Here is a 14816-nt window from a genome sequence, read left to right on the forward strand (position 1 = left end):
TGCGAATCCATCGAAGAACCTCCCGTTAACGACACAGCATGTTGACTTTATCGAATTCCTGCGCGCATGATGTGGATCACACACTCCGCAATCTACGTCCGCGGGGCCCGCGAGAGGACATCACCATGTCAGTCGAATCCCAGTACGACGTCGCAGTGGTGGGCGCCGGCCCCATCGGCGCCGCCACCGCGAGGCATCTGGCCGACCAGGGCGCATCGGTGATCGTCGTCGGCCCCGCCGAGCCCGAACGTTTCGACGATCACCAGGGCGTTTGGGCGGGTTACTACGACCAGGGTCGGTTGGCGCACGTTCTCGAGGTTCCACTGGTGACCTCGTTGCTGGCCACCCGGTCGATCCGACGCTTCCCGGAGCTGCGGGAACGCTCGGGCGTCACCTTCACCACCCCCACCGAGTCGCTTAGTATCCTGCCCGACGTCACCGAAGGCAACCGGGGATCGGAGTGGTTCGACAGGGACCGACTGCTCCGCAACGCCGAGGACCTGGGGGTCCCCGTCTCGCCGCTCAGTGCGGATGAGCTGCGCAGTGAGTACCCGCGGATGCGTTTCGCCCCGGGGCACGTCGGCGTGGTCCAGCGTGACGCCGCGATCCTCAACCCACGGGAGTTGGTGCGCGCGGAGCTCGCGGTCGCTACCGCGGCTGGCGTGACCCTCGTCCGGGACGAGGCGGTCTCGTTGGAGCGTGCGGAGAACGACGACGACGGCGTTCTCGTCGTCGGAAAGTCATCGGACACGTGGCGCGCGGACAAGGTCGTGCTGGCGACAGGCGCAGCTACCAACGCCACCGGCCTGCTGCCGCGTCGACTGCAGATGCAGACCTATGGCGCGACCGTCGTTCTGGTCGAGGTGGACGACCCAGCCACTGTCGACATGCCGGCGATGATGTACCTGAAGTTCGCGGACGGGCAGCTCCGGTTCGGCGGCATCGTGATGTCGCCCCTGCGCTACCCGGACGGCAAGTGGTACATCAAGGTCTCGGGCAACAGTCTGCTCGACACCCCGCTCGAGTCGTCCGATGAAATCGCCGAGTGGGTACGCACGGGTGGCCGGACCGCCGACATCGACGACACCTACGAGTTGCTGGCGGAGTTGATGCCCGACCAGAAACTCGGTCCGGCGCTCACCCGGCCGTGCACTGTGTGCGACACCCCGACGGGACTGCCGTACCGGGACCGGGTGCATGACCGGGTCACGGTGGTCGTCGAGGGCGAGCGGGGCGCGATGGCCGCCGACGAACTCGGGCGCTTGACGGCTGAATACACACTGGCCGGTCAATGGAGAGACGGCATTCCGCACGAGGTCTTCCGCGCCCGCTGGGTCACACCCAACTGACTCGCGCTCTCTACGCGCACCCGAAAGAAGATGGATCTCGTCATCCTCAGTGCCGGCGCAGTCGCCGGTTCCGTAGCGCGACTCCTGGCCTCCGACCCGCGCTACGACGAACTGGTTGATCGCAGAACTCGTCGCTGCAACGAGAGCCGCCGACGTCCGCATCGTCTGTGGCATGGGGTACGCCCCGGGTAGTACCAGCCCGCTCGCCAGCTGAGTGACCGAGTCCATGGACTCTGCTCACAGCGTCGACGTGGTCATGGCCGTGCCCTACACGGTCAACCTGGGGCAGACCATCGACGAACACGTGCTGCACTCGATGTCCGGTGAGGTGGCGCAGGTCGTCGACGGAGCTATCGTTCACCTGCCCACGACGTCCTGCCGATATCGCCGCGCCGCTTCCAGGCCCGTTATATAACGACTCCGGAGGCTGAGCGCCGCCTCGCCGCGGAGCCCCGGGGCATGACGGGCAGAGAGATGCAGGTGACCGTGTATCGATCCCCGAGCTTTCTTGCCCGGAGTCCTGAACGCGGTCGGTATCAAGCGCACCGGGCGGGTCACCACAACGACCAACGTCTGCTGGCCGCCGCGGACTACTCCTCGATCTACCGACGTTGGGATCAGCTCAGGATCCAAGCGCCGCAGGCAGGTAGCTAGAACCCGCCACGAAGGGCATGGCGAGGAAGCTGAGCGGAACGATGGACTGCTCCGTGGGGATTCCAACGGAGTCCAAGAATCCGGCGACCGCACCGAATACAGCATTAATTGCGTCGTACGCCGGTCCGCTGATGGGACCGTTGGGGCGGATGATCATCGAGAAACTCCATGGTTGGGGTTAAGGGCGGGAGGCATCCTCGGATCACGATACGCTCAGTCCCACAATGTATCTCCCACTACTTGACCTTTAAATCAAACGACTGGGCGTAGAAGTTCCCACGAATTACCCCGGCGCTATCTCGGCCCGGGGCGCACGCGCCCGCAGAGTTCGCCGGATACCATGACCGCCATGGTGTGGATCTTCACGTTCGCGGTGTTGATCGTCGTGTTGGTCGGCGGCGCGGTGCTTCCGCGACGAGCGGCGCAGCCTCCTGCAGGATTCCCGTGGTTCTGGATCGCGTTCCCGGCGGCAATACTCCTGGTGGCCGGTTCGATCTCGGTATGGCTGCCCGGGGTCGGCGCGGTCGGAGGCTGGACGATGTACATGCCGCTGGCCGACAGGTCTCACGAAATGCAGTTCTTGAGCAACGAGCAGTTCAACTCGGTCTACCTTTGTATGCGCCTCTACTCGGCAGCCCTGTGGGCGCTACCGATCACCGCGGTGGTCGCGGCCGGTCTTTCAGTCTGGGCGTGGCGGCGTGACCGGGTGTGAAGTGCGCGGTCGCCCACGATTCGAGGCGAGTTCAGCGTTCCAGATCGGCCTTGAGGCGGGCGAGGGTGCGCTCGATGTTCTTCGCCTGGAACCGGTCGAACGTGCTGCCGCTGGTTGCCACCTTGTCGAAGCGGGCCGCCCACGCGTCCGGCCACCCCGTGCGGTCGTCCTGCCAGGTCTCGGTTACGCGGGTGATGCCGTCACCGGCCGGCTCGAGGGTATAGGTCCAGGTGGCGATGGGTGTGCGGAGCACGGGACGGCGTAGTCCGATCCGGTTCACCCGGAAGGCGAACTTTTCGCCCGGGTCTGCGACGTTCACGGTGCAGGTGGTGGTCCAGCGGACGAAACCCCGGCGGTTGCGGCCGACGAACTCGTCTCCAACTGACAGGGGACCGCGGCCCGGGCCATCTGTGCCTTCGTTCTCGGGGCTCCACCGTGCCATATGTGAAGGATCAGCGAGTTCGTTGTAGATCCTCATCGGGTCAGCCGCGACCTCGATGCTGTCGGACACGTGCATCGGGCGTGACATCGGTCAAGCGTGCCATAGGGCCCGCCCACGGGTCGGTAGCCGACGAGATTCGACGCCTCGGCAATCTTTCATCTCTGTATCGCAAAGAGCGCGATCGAAAGAGGTCGCTGCCCATGGACCGTGGCCCGTCGCTGCGGTGGTAAGACGACACCCCGCCACGTCGAATCGTGGCGGGGTGTCGAAGGAACCGCTATGCGGATGCGGGAGACGAGTCCTAGCTATCCGGGCTCAGGTCCCACCCATGAGCGTGGAGTCTCACGCAGGGGTCTTGTCCTCGTCGTTGGACGAGCCGAGCGAACCGAGCAAGCCGGTGTCGTTCTTGTCCGCGTCGCCCTTGTCGTTGTCACCGTTGGGGGCGTCGTCGTCGGTGGCCTCACCGTTGGACGAGCCGAGTGAGCCGAGCACGTTATCGAGCGAGCCGGTGCCATCGGACTCGTAGTCGAAGGCGTGGAGACGATCCTTGCCCGCGTCACCGCAGAACGCCCCTGCACCGGCAACGGGATCGTCGGCCAGCTCGGTGTAGGTGACGTCCCAGTCAGCAGAGCCGTTCGCCGGGACCTGAATTCCCGGGACAAACGCGAACTGACCCGCGAACGGCTGGACATCGTGGGTCGCGTCTGCGGCCACTGCGGCTTCCTCGCCGGCCACTGCCTTGGAATTACCAAGAATTACGGTGCACTCCAGAGCCTCTTCCGTGTCGTTGGTCAGGGTGCCGTTCGCCTTCTCCTTGCCTGCGTCTTCGAGATCCAACACGAGGGGTGCCGGTGCGGACGAGCCAGCCGTGAGCGAACCGAGCGAGCCGGCCTGGGCAATGCCTGCTCCGCCGAGGACGGTGGCGGCGCCGAGCGCGGCAGTGGCGGCGATTCCGGAGAAACGGGTGAAACGCATGCAGTGTTTCCTTTCGTTCGGTCTGCCCAGATCGACGGGGGACCGTCGATTGAGTAGGCCGGGTGGCCCGGGCAAGAAGCAAACGTAACAAACACTTCGGTCGATGTGAACCGCACAAGCATTGGATTTTGCCGTGTTGATGTGACGTATACAGGGACTGTCCTGGGTTGACTCCACGGGAACAATTTTTAATGCTGCCTGGCCCAACGGGGCCTGTCCGCACGCACTCGAACCGGCATTTGACCCCCTTCCGGATCGCGAGCACTCGGTAGGTCACGTGCTCTACAAGACGGTCGCGCGCGGACGGAAAGAGCTCGAAGTAGGGACCTTCCCTGCGCGCGGTGTTCTCCCATCGGTGAAGTGGCTGCCGTTTGACGCGGATCGCGGTGCACCCTCACGGAAACAATCAAAAAAGACTGTTTTGGCGGAGCTGTGTGTCTATCGTCACACCATGACTGATTCCGGATTCGGCTCCTGGGCGACCCGCCACGCCCTCCGCAACGGCGAGCGCATCGCCTACATCGACGGGGTGGGTGGCGTCACCACCACATACGCCGAACTCGAGGATCGCACCAACCGGCTAGCGGACGCATTGACGACGCTGGGCGTTCAGCGGGGCGACCGGGTGGCAATGCTCCTGCTCAACAGCCCCCAGATGATGGAGATCTACATCGCGGTCGCCAAACTGGGCGCGATCTCCGTACCGGTGAATTTTCGACTCCACCCCTCGGAGGTCGCGTACGTGCTGGAGGATTCCGGTTCCTCATTCCTGTTCTACAGCACCATCTTTGCCGACGCTGTCGACGCCGCCACCGCCGAGAACACGCGTCTACGGACCATGGTGGCCGTCCCCACCGCCCAAGAGCGGACCGCGGGGGGTGGCCACTACGAGATGCTCCTCGAGGGTGCCTCCGCAGACCGGGTGGAGAACTCCATTTCGCATGAGGACATCTGCGTCCTCATGTACACGTCCGGGACCACCGGGCGCCCCAAGGGCGCGATGCTGACGCACGGCAACTTCTTCCACAACGCGGTCAACTCGATGGGACTCGGCTCGGGCATCGGACGCACGGACGTCACCGTCTCCGCGGCCCCCTTGTTCCATATCGGCGCTCTGGGTGTGCACACCCTCCCGTTCCTGTTCGTCGGCGCCACGGTGGTCATCACCGAGTCCTTCTCCCCGGACCTGTGGCTCGACGCGGTGGAACACCACCGCGCCACCACCGCGTTCCTCGTCCCCGCCATGTGGGCCGCGATCGCCCAGTCGAACTCGATCCGGGACCGTGAACTGTCCGGCCTCCGCTCGGCTATCAGCGGGGGCGCCCCGTGTCCGATCACCGTCATCCACGCTTTGCGCGAGTACGGGATGGAGTTCACTGAGGGGTTCGGAATGACGGAAACCTCGCCCAACGCCGCCTGTCTGCAGCCGGAGGAAGTCGTTGACCACGCCGGATCGATCGGCCGCCCCGTCCTGCTCATGGACTTCCGGATCGTCGACGAGCAGGGATACGAGGTCCCGACGGACGAGGTGGGCGAACTCTGCGTCCGCGGCCCTAACGTCTTTGTCGGTTACTGGGGTAAACCCGCCGAGACCGACCGAGCCCTACGAGGTGGGTGGTTCCACACCGGCGACCTGGCGCGGCGGGACGAGCAGGGCTTCTACACACTCGTGGACCGGAAGAAAGACATGGTGATCACCGGCGGGGAGAACGTTTACCCGATCGAGGTTGAGCAGGTCATGTATCAGCATCCCGAGGTTCGCGAAGTGGCGGTGGTCGGGATCCCGGACGACGCCTGGGGCGAGCGCGTCATGGCCGTGGTGGTGCGCACGGACGGGTCCACACTCCAGGCTGACGAGCTCCGGCAGTGGACTCGAGAACGCATCGCGCACTTCAAGGCGCCGTCAGAAGTCCGGTTCGCTGAGGAGCTCCCCAGGACGGCCACCGGAAAATTACTCAAGCGTGAGCTGCGGAAAACCTACACGGGCACCGGAGCGGCGGTCAGTCGCTGAGACGGGGGCCGCGGATCAGGGCTGCAGATAGCGAGAGCTGGTCGGGTCACATCCAGTCGACGGACAGGGGCTTCCGCCTGCCCCAGCCAACGGTCTGCAGTAGTGGCTCGTCGAGCTCCCGGGCGGGGTGGCCGATGCACAGGTAGGCCAGCGGTCGGGCACCGTCGGGAATCGGCACGGCGCCGCTCAGGTGCTCGGGATCCAGGAGGCTCACCCAGCCCATGCCCAGCCCCTCGGCCGTGGTTGCCAGCCAAAGCAGGGTGATGGCGGAGATGACACTGTATTCAGACGCCGCGGGCATCGAGGTGGTTCCGAGCACCGGCCCTTCGGGGGGTAGGTGACTCACCACGAGACCGACGGGCGCCTGCAGGATCCCCTCCAGACGAAGAGTGTTGTAGAGCTCGAGGCGCTTCCCCGAGAAGCGTTTGGCCTCGGCTGCACGGACATCGCGGAAACCCTCGTGGACGGCGTGGCGCACCGCCGGATCCTGAACCACGGTCACGTGCCACGGTTGACTGAGGCCGACGCTCGGCGCCACCGCGAACACGGCGAGAAGCCTGTCGATCGTCTCCCGCGGCACCGGCGTCGTGTGGAAATGACGGTGGTCCCGTCGGGTGGCGAGCACCCGCCAGAGCGCGTCGAGATCATCGTGGTTCATGGGCGTCATGCCCGCACGAACCTCGGGCTCCACACCCGGCCGGAATCTGTCACCCGGGTCCCGGACGCACCCACGATGAGCAGGCATTTCATGTCGATCGAGCTGCAGTCGAGATCGCCGAGGGTGGTGACGGTCAACGACTCCTCGGCCCGTCCCACGTCGCGGCCCACCACCACGGGCGTGGCCGGATCGCGATGACGCAGCAGCACGTCCCGCGCGTCGGCGACCTGGTGGGTGCGCGAGCGGGAGGCCGGGTTGTAGATCGCCAGGACCAGGTCCGCGGTGGCGATCGCGTCCAGGCGTCTCGCGACCACGTCCCACGGTTTGAGGCGGTCGGACAGGCTCACCACCGCGAAATCGGCGCCGATCGGCGCACCAGCGCGCGCGGCCACCGCCTGGACGGCGGACACCCCGGGCGCCACGCGGATCTCGACCCCGTGATGCCGCGGGTCCTCGGCGGCCTCGAACACGGCCGAGGCCATGCCGAACACCCCGGCATCGCCACCGGAGACCACTGCGACCTTCTCGCCGGTGGCGGCGAGCTCGAGCGCGAGCCCGGCCCGGTCCACCTCGACCGTGTTGCCCGAGCAGTGGCGACGAAGGCCGGGGCGCTGGGCGACCCGGTCAACGTAGGGCGCGTACCCCACGACGTGGTCGACCTCGGCGAGGATGCGGGACACCTCCGGGGTGAGCCAGTCCTGCGGCCCCGGACCCAGGCCCACCACGTGGACCACCCCGCCCTCGCCGGACGACGGGGCCGCCGCGGTCAGTGGTTCGGGGCGGCGTCCCGTGGGGTCCTGGTGGTGGGAGTCTCCGGGGACGACGACGAGGGAGAAGTACGGCACGGTGGCCGCGTCGACCTCGCGGACGGGGTGATGCGCCTCTGCATCCGTCGAGGCACGCTCCACATAGACCGCCCCGTCGAGCCGGCCGGCGGACTCGAGGGCGCGGCGCACAGCCGGGAAGTTGCGGCCGAGCTTCATGATGATCGCGCCGTCGGTGTCGGCCAGTCGCCGGGCGAGTTCCGCCTCGGGCAGAGTTCCGGGCAGCACGGTCAGCACGTCTGTCTGCCGCACCAGGGGGGTCGCGGCCGCGGCGGTGGCGGCGGCAAAGGCGGGGACCCCGGGCACGATCTCGGTGTGGAACTGCTCCGAGAGGCGATCGTGCATGTACATGAACGAGCCGTAGAACAGTGGGTCGCCCTCGGCCAGCAGGACCACTGTCCGGCCAGCGGACAGGTGCCCGGCGAGCCGCTGTGCGCTGCGCTCGTAGAAATCGGCGATCGCGCCGGCGTACCCGCCGGGGTGGTCGGCGACGCCCGTGGTGACCGGGTACTCGAGCACCTCCTCCACGGCTGCGGAGGGGATGAGATCGGCCGCGATGCGGCGGGCGTTGGACTGCTTTCCGCGTCCGGCGTGGAAGGCCACCACGTCGGCGGAGCTGATGAGCCGGGCGGCCTTGAGCGTCATGAGCTCGGGATCGCCCGGCCCCACGCCGACGCCGTAGAGCCGGCCCGTGCCACCTGCAGCCACGGTGCCGGGCGCCGCAGCGTTGTCGGGTGCGTGCGCGGAGGTCATTCAGACTCCTGTGCCAGGGCGTTGACGGCGGAGGCGGTCATGGCCGAGCCGCCGCGCCGGCCGTGCACGGTGACAAACGGGATGTCGATGCCGTGATCGGTCGCAAACGAGGCCAGGGCCGCCTTGGACTCGGCCGCGCCGATGAAACCGACCGGACACCCGATGATCGCCGCCGGCCGGGGCGCTCCGTCGAGCAGCATCTCCAACAGGTGAAACAACGCGGTGGGGGCGTTGCCGATCGCCACCACGGAGCCGTCGAGCCGGTCAGCCCAGAGGCCCAGTGCCGCCGCGGACCGGGTGGTGCCCATCTGCGCCGCCATCTCCGGTACCCGCGGATCCCGGAGAGTGCAGACCACGTCGTTGTCCTGCGGCAGCCGGGCGCGGGTGACGCCGGAGGCGACCATGTGCGCGTCGCAGAGGATCGGCGCGCCGGACTCGAGCGCACCCCGCGCCGCTTTCACGAGCAGCGGGTGGACACGCAGGTCGTCGACCAGATCGGTTTGCCCGGTGCCGTGGACCATGCGCACCGCGAGCTTCTCGGCATCCGCGGGCAGGCCCGATAGGTCGGTTTCGCGACGGATGGTGGCAAAGGAGTCGAGATAGATGGCCGGCCCGTCGTCGATGTAGTCATAACGACGCGGCGGCCGGAGGGCGGCGGGCATGGGTCCTCCTCGGGGTTCTCGCCCCGCTCAGAAGTCGGTGTCGGCGCGAGAACAGACGCGCGCCCTGCCCGCGGCCAGTATCTGGCTGACGACCCTGGTCAGGGCCTCACAGTGGCGGAACCGCCCCGGAATCGCACCGGGTTCCTCGCCGTGGGACAGCTGGCAGCTTACGCCGACACGACCAGTACTCCCCGCCATGGGGTCACGATCAGTTCAACGACATCGGGGCCGGTGATCCGGGCGATCAGCGCGCGATCGAGGATGCCGGCCGGTGCCTCGATGTGCTCGATCCTGCCTGTCACCGGCCCGTACGGCAGCGCCGGCGCGGCCTTCGGCAGGCGGTGGTCGGCCGGTGCGGAGCCCGCGAGGGACGCGGGGATCGGCTGCGTGAGTTCACTGATGTGCCACGGGGCGTCCGGGCTGGTGCCGCGGGCCAGGACGAACTCCCGCGCCAGCGCGACGAGCCGGTCCGCGGCCTCGGCCAGCGACACCACATCCGCGTACCCCGGGCCGACCCGCAGTTGCGCGGTCCCGGCATCCAGCGCCGCCAGACCGAGGTCGCAGGTCCGGTCGATAAGGTCGCCGCGGCCGTCGTCCAGCACGAACAGAAAGCGGCCCGGTAATCCGGCGAGCGCAGGGTCGGCCAGCAGCCCGGCATCGAGCTGCTCGGTCAGGGCACGTAGATCTGCGCGGCCACCGGTCAGTCCTGTGAGCGGAGAGACCAACACGTTGCGCACGAGCTCGTGTCCGGGGGCCGGGAGCAGCCCGGTTGCCTCGATCGCCGCCACCACCTCATCCGGCAGCTGTCCGTCCGGGCGGGTGGGAAGTCCCCGCACCTGCAGGTTCGCGCGGGTGGTCACGTGCACGTCGTCGTCGCCGTATTCGGCGGCGACCCCGTGCAGTGCAGCCAGCGACGCCGGTGACACGCGACCACCGGGGACGCGCAGGCGGACCAGGGCGCCGTCGGCGGCGGGCCATGGGCGCAGTACTCCGGGGCACAGGTCGCCGCGTGTGCGGCGGATCGGGTCGGGGGAGCTCACGTCGGCAAGTGTGGCACCCGGGGCGACGGCCCGGTTGTCGGAGGTGACGGATAGAGTCGCCGATGCCGTGGTGTTCGGGAAGCCGGAGGAAAAGCCGGCGCGGCCCTCGCCACTGTAGTCGCGGAGTCGCGCACCCTCGTCTGCCCGGAAACGGGCGGAGACCACTGGGCCTCACGGCCCGGGAAGGTCGGTTGCGCGGCGTTGATGCGGAAGCCAGGAGACCGGCCACGGCGACATGTTCCACGAGGGTTTGGAGAAGAACATGCGCCACGATCGGCGTTCGGTGTCCCCTGATGACGCCTCAGTATCACCCGCACCACGCATCGCACTGCTGTCCACGTCCGACACGGACCTGCTGTCCGCGCGGGAGTCCGGGGCGGAGTTCACGCTCGGCAACCCGTCCCGCATCGACGTCGAGTTGGAGCTTCCGGACCTGCTCGCGGGGGCCGACCTCGTGGTGATCCGGATCCTCGGCTCCAGGCGCTCCTGGGATCACGGGTTCGAGGCGGTGTTGGGCGCGGGCGTGCCCGTCGTCGTCCTGGGCGGCGAGCAGGCCCCCGACGCCGACCTCATGGAGGTCTCCACCGTCCCCATCGGCACCGCCGCTGAGGCGCACCGCTACCTCGCCGAGGGCGGACCCGCCAACCTCGCGCAGCTCCATGCCTTCCTGTCCGACACCGTGCTGCTCACCGGCACGGGCTTCGAGCCGCCGGTGGCCGTGCCCGTGTGGGGTCTGCCCGAGCGGCCGGAGGCTCTCGTAGGGGACCTGCCCCGCGTCGGCGTGCTCTACTACCGCGCCCACGAGGTCAGCGGCAACGCCGGGTTCGCGCACTCCCTGGCGGACGCGATCGACGCCACCGGCGAGGCGATAGGCGTGCCGGTGTTCGCCGGATCGCTGCGCTCCGCGCCGGACGAGTTGTTCGAGGCGTTCGGCAGCCTGGATGCGCTGGTCGTCACGGTCCTCGCGGCCGGTGGCACCACCCCGGGCGCTGCGGGCGCCGGCGGGAACGACGAGACCTGGGACATCGAGCGCATCGCCGCGCTGGACATCCCCGTGCTGCAGGGACTGTGCCTGACCTGGAGCCGGGACGACTGGGAAGCCTCCGACGACGGCGTCAACCCGCTGGACTCGGCCAACCAGATCGCGATCCCCGAGTTCGACGGCCGGATCATCACCGCCCCGTTCTCGTTCAAGGAGATCGACGCCGACGGACTGCCCCGCTACGTGGCCGACCCCGAGCGGTGCGCGCGCGTCGCCGGCATCGCGGTCGCCCACGCCCGGCTGCGGCACGTCCCCGCAGCCGAGCGGCGAGTCGCGTTGGTCCTGTCGGCCTATCCCACCAAGCATTCCCGCATCGGCAACGCCGTCGGCCTGGACACACCGGTCTCGACCATCCGCCTGCTGCGCCGCATGCGCGAGGACGGCTACGACCTCGGCCCGGATGACGGGCCCATCGCCAGGTTCCTCGACCAGGCCACGTACGCCGACGACACGGCCGCCGGCGACGCCCTGATCCATGCGCTCATCGCCGCGGGCGGTCAGGACGAGGAGTGGCTCACCACGGCCCAGCTCACCGACAGCCATGTCCGGATCAGCACACCGGACTACCTGCGCTGGACCGGGGACCTGCCCGGGACGCTGCGCGATGAGATGGTGCAGGCGTGGGGCGAGGCGCCGGGCGAGCTGTTCGTCAACGACGCCGGCGAGATCGTGCTCGCGACGCTGCAGGCCGGCAATGTGGTCCTGCTGATCCAGCCGCCCCGCGGGTTCGGCGAGAATCCGGTGGCGATCTACCACGACCCCGAGCTTGCGCCGTCGCACCATTATTTGGCCGCCTACCGGTGGCTGCGCCACGGCTTCGGCGCGCATGCGCTGGTCCACCTGGGCAAACACGGCTCGCTGGAGTGGCTCCCGGGCAAGAACGCGGCCCTGTCGGCGGACTGCGCGACCGACGCCGCGATCGCCGACATGCCCCTGATCTACCCGTTCCTCGTCAACGATCCGGGCGAGGGGGCGCAGGCCAAGCGCCGCGCGCACGCGACGATCGTCGACCACCTGGTGCCGCCCATGGCCCGCGCGGAGTCCTACGGCGACATCGCGCGGCTCGAGCAGCTCCTGGACGAGTACGGCAACATCGCCGCGATGGACCCGGGCAAGCTCGGCGCCATCCGCGACCAGATCTGGACTCTCATGCAGTCCGCGCACATGCACGAGGACCTGGGGATGGAGCAACAACCGGGCGACGAGGAGTTTGACGACTTCATCCTTCACGTCGACGGCTGGCTGTGTGAGATCAAGGACGTGCAGATCCGCGACGGACTGCACATCATGGGTCAGGCACCTGACGGTATGGCGCGCATCAACCTGGTGCTGGCGATCCTGCGGGCCTCGCAGGTGTGGGGCGGGGAGTCCGCCGCGGTGCCGGGCCTGCGTCGCGCGCTCGGGTTGGCCGAGGGCGCCCCGACCGAGGAAGTCGACCGCGTTGAAGCGCTAGCCCGGGCGCTCGTGGTGGCGATGGACGAGCGCGACTGGGACGTGGCCGCCGTGCCCGAGGTCCTCGCCGCAGTCGGAGGATCGGACCACGACCACGACCACGACCACGACTATGACGACGACGAGGTCGCCAGCGTCCTGGAGTTCGCGGCTCGCGAGGTCGTGCCGCGCCTGGCCGCCACCGCCGGCGAGATGGACGCGGTTCTGCACGCCCTCGACGGGGGATTCATCCCGGCCGGGCCGTCGGGCTCGCCGCTCCGCGGGCTGGTGAACGTGCTACCCACGGGACGGAACTTCTACACGGTGGACCCGCGTGCCATCCCGTCGCGGCTGGCGTGGGAGACAGGCCAGCTCATGGCCGACTCCCTGCTGGAGCGGCACGTCGAGGAGACCGGTGGATACCCGGCCTCGGTGGGTCTGTCGATCTGGGGCACCTCCGCCATGCGTACCTCCGGAGACGACATCGCCGAGGTGCTGGCCCTGCTCGGCGTGCGGCCACAGTGGGACGAGGCGTCGCGACGGGTCAACGGCCTCGAGGTGATCCCGGCGGAGGAACTGGGGCGCCCGCGCATCGACGTGACGGTCCGCATCTCGGGATTCTTCCGGGATGCGTTCCCGCACGTCATCGCGATGATCGACGACGCCGTGCAGCTGGTCGCCGGGCTGGACGAGTCCGACGAGCTCAACTTTGTGGCCGCGCACGCCCGCGCCGACCTGGCCGAGCACACCGACCAGCGGCGGGCCACCACACGGATCTTCGGTTCCGCGCCCGGCTCGTACGGTGCGGGCCTGCTGCAGACCATCGAGGCCGGAAACTGGCGGGACGACCGTGACCTGGCGGAGGTCTACACCCGGTGGGGCGGCTACGCCTACGGCCGCGATCTCGACGGCGTGCCGGCCGCTGAGGACATGCGCACCAACTACCGGCGCATCGCCGTGGCGGCGAAAAATATCGACACCCGCGAGCACGACATCGCCGATTCGGACGACTACTTCCAGTACCACGGCGGCATGATCGCCACCGTGCGTGCGCTCACCGGGTCCGAGCCCAAGGCGTACGTCGGGGACTCCACCACGCCTGATGCGATACGCACCCGCACCCTGGCCGAGGAGACGATTCGCGTGTTCCGTGCCCGGGTGGTCAATCCGCGGTGGATCGCGGCCATGCAGCGGCACGGCTACAAGGGAGCCTTTGAGCTGGCCGCGACCGTGGACTACCTGTTCGGGTTCGACGCCACCGCCGGCGTGGTCCACGACTGGATGTACGACACCCTGAGCCGCGAATACGTGCTGGATGAGACCAACCAGGAGTTCCTGCGCCGCTCAAACCCGTGGGCGCTGCGCGGGATCATCGAACGCCTCACCGAGGCTGCCGACCGTGGCCTGTGGGCCGAGCCCGGCGCCGACCTGATGGACCAGATGCGCCAGGTCTACCTGGATGTAGAGGGCGATCTCGAGGACGCCCACGGTGAGTGACCGACGCCGGGTGAGCGTGGTGGGGATCGGCTCCGGCGGACTCGACCAGGTCACCGTCGAGGTGGTGCGCACACTCCAGGCCGCCGACTACGCGATAGCCGCGCGTAAGCGGCCGGGCGATCCACTGTTCACCCGGCGCATCGAGCTCCTCGGACGGCACGCGCCCGGGCTCGAGCTGGTGGGGGTGGCCGATCCGGAGAGGGACCGCTCGTCGTCGTCGACCTCCACCCACAGCGGCTACCGCGGCGTGGTCCGGGACTGGCACGAGGCCCGGGCACTGGCCTGGGAGCAGGTCCTGGCCGAGCGGCCCGGGGATGTGACGATCCCGGTGTGGGGCGATCCCGCGTTCTACGACTCCACCCTGCGAATACTGGACCGGATAGTCGAGCGCGGGCACCTGGATCTTGACGTGCAGGTGCTGCCAGGCATCTCGGCGCTGCAGGTCCTGGCCGCGCGGCACGGCCTCGTCCTGCACGAGATCGGCGGGACGATCACCATCACCACCGGCCGGCGACTGCGCGAGGTGGTGGCCGCCGGCGCGGACAACGTGGTGGTGATGCTCAACTCCGACCTTTCGCTCGACGGGCTGGACGACTGGCACATCTGGTGGGGCGCCAACCTCGGCGACACGGGTGAGTCGCTCGTTGCGGGTCGCGTGGGCGACGTCCTGGCAGACCTGCTCGAGGAACGCTCGCGCCTGCGCGCCGAGCACGGCTGGGTGATGGACGTGTACCTGCTGCGCCGTGGGACAGAGATTAACGCGTAA

General features: G+C 68.5%; 13 protein-coding genes and 2 riboswitches. Of the genes, 6 read left to right on the forward strand and 7 right to left on the reverse strand.

What is annotated here, in order from left to right; all coding sequences use genetic code 11:
• Nucleotides 1–125: 125 nt before the first annotated feature.
• Entirely contained in the window at nucleotides 126–1349 is a 1224-nt protein-coding gene (locus ON04_RS13660) for an NAD(P)/FAD-dependent oxidoreductase (protein ID WP_010542191.1), read from the forward strand.
• A 226-nt stretch (nucleotides 1350–1575) separates the two neighbouring features.
• Nucleotides 1576–1764: a hypothetical protein gene (locus ON04_RS13665; RefSeq protein WP_029458457.1), complete on the forward strand. Its 189-nt coding sequence runs from the start codon at nucleotides 1576–1578 to the stop codon at nucleotides 1762–1764.
• A 207-nt stretch (nucleotides 1765–1971) separates the two neighbouring features.
• Here ON04_RS13665 and ON04_RS13670 read toward each other — a convergent pair whose 3' ends face one another.
• The gene (locus tag ON04_RS13670) at nucleotides 1972–2160 is read right to left on the reverse strand and encodes a hypothetical protein (protein ID WP_010542193.1); all 189 of its coding nucleotides are present in this window, start codon (nucleotides 2158–2160) and stop codon (nucleotides 1972–1974) included.
• A gap of 183 nt (nucleotides 2161–2343) precedes the next feature.
• Between ON04_RS13670 and ON04_RS13675 the strand changes: the two genes are divergently transcribed.
• The gene (locus tag ON04_RS13675; RefSeq protein WP_010542194.1) at nucleotides 2344–2715 is read left to right on the forward strand and encodes a hypothetical protein; all 372 of its coding nucleotides are present in this window, start codon (nucleotides 2344–2346) and stop codon (nucleotides 2713–2715) included.
• Between the two features lie 31 nt (nucleotides 2716–2746).
• Here the strand turns inward: ON04_RS13675 and ON04_RS13680 are convergent, their stop codons facing one another.
• Complete coding sequence (locus ON04_RS13680) at nucleotides 2747–3244, reverse strand: SRPBCC family protein (protein WP_029458460.1); 498 nt, start codon at nucleotides 3242–3244, stop codon at nucleotides 2747–2749.
• 255 nt (nucleotides 3245–3499) lie between these two features.
• The gene (locus ON04_RS13685; protein ID WP_010542196.1) at nucleotides 3500–4132 is read right to left on the reverse strand and encodes a hypothetical protein; all 633 of its coding nucleotides are present in this window, start codon (nucleotides 4130–4132) and stop codon (nucleotides 3500–3502) included.
• Nucleotides 4133–4583: 451 nt separating this feature from the next.
• Here ON04_RS13685 and ON04_RS13690 point away from each other — a divergent pair, with 451 nt between their 5' ends.
• Nucleotides 4584–6143: an acyl-CoA synthetase gene (locus tag ON04_RS13690; RefSeq protein ID WP_029458462.1), complete on the forward strand. Its 1560-nt coding sequence runs from the start codon at nucleotides 4584–4586 to the stop codon at nucleotides 6141–6143.
• A gap of 46 nt (nucleotides 6144–6189) precedes the next feature.
• Here ON04_RS13690 and bluB read toward each other — a convergent pair whose 3' ends face one another.
• From bluB to ON04_RS13710, 4 genes are all read right to left on the reverse strand, one after another.
• A complete protein-coding gene (bluB, locus tag ON04_RS13695; protein WP_033444329.1) occupies nucleotides 6190–6810 on the reverse strand; it encodes a 5,6-dimethylbenzimidazole synthase in 621 nt (206 codons plus the stop codon).
• Nucleotides 6807–8378 carry a precorrin-2 C(20)-methyltransferase gene (locus ON04_RS13700; protein ID WP_010542199.1) on the reverse strand — a complete coding sequence of 524 codons (1572 nt, stop codon included), beginning with the start codon at nucleotides 8376–8378 and terminating at the stop codon, nucleotides 6807–6809. Before ON04_RS13700 ends, bluB begins: the two co-directional genes overlap by 4 nt.
• A complete protein-coding gene (locus ON04_RS13705) occupies nucleotides 8375–9040 on the reverse strand; it encodes a precorrin-8X methylmutase (RefSeq protein ID WP_010542200.1) in 666 nt (221 codons plus the stop codon). Before ON04_RS13705 ends, ON04_RS13700 begins: the two co-directional genes overlap by 4 nt.
• Before the next feature lie 55 nt (nucleotides 9041–9095).
• A riboswitch (cobalamin riboswitch) is annotated at nucleotides 9096–9216 on the reverse strand.
• Nucleotides 9208–10080: a nitrite reductase gene (locus tag ON04_RS13710; RefSeq protein WP_029458468.1), complete on the reverse strand. Its 873-nt coding sequence runs from the start codon at nucleotides 10078–10080 to the stop codon at nucleotides 9208–9210. It overlaps the preceding riboswitch by 9 nt.
• Before the next feature lie 51 nt (nucleotides 10081–10131).
• A riboswitch (cobalamin riboswitch) is annotated at nucleotides 10132–10324 on the forward strand.
• 18 nt (nucleotides 10325–10342) lie between these two features.
• Here ON04_RS13710 and cobN point away from each other — a divergent pair.
• Both cobN and cobF read left to right on the forward strand, forming a co-directional pair.
• Complete coding sequence (cobN, locus tag ON04_RS13715; RefSeq protein WP_050815372.1) at nucleotides 10343–14050, forward strand: cobaltochelatase subunit CobN; 3708 nt, start codon at nucleotides 10343–10345, stop codon at nucleotides 14048–14050.
• Nucleotides 14043–14816 (forward strand): precorrin-6A synthase (deacetylating), encoded by a 774-nt coding sequence (gene cobF / locus ON04_RS13720; protein WP_010542203.1) that lies wholly within the window; start codon nucleotides 14043–14045, stop codon nucleotides 14814–14816. Before cobN ends, cobF begins: the two co-directional genes overlap by 8 nt.

This window comes from Dietzia alimentaria 72, assembly GCF_000226215.1.
GTDB classification, from domain to species: Bacteria; Actinomycetota; Actinomycetes; order Mycobacteriales; family Mycobacteriaceae; genus Dietzia; species Dietzia alimentaria.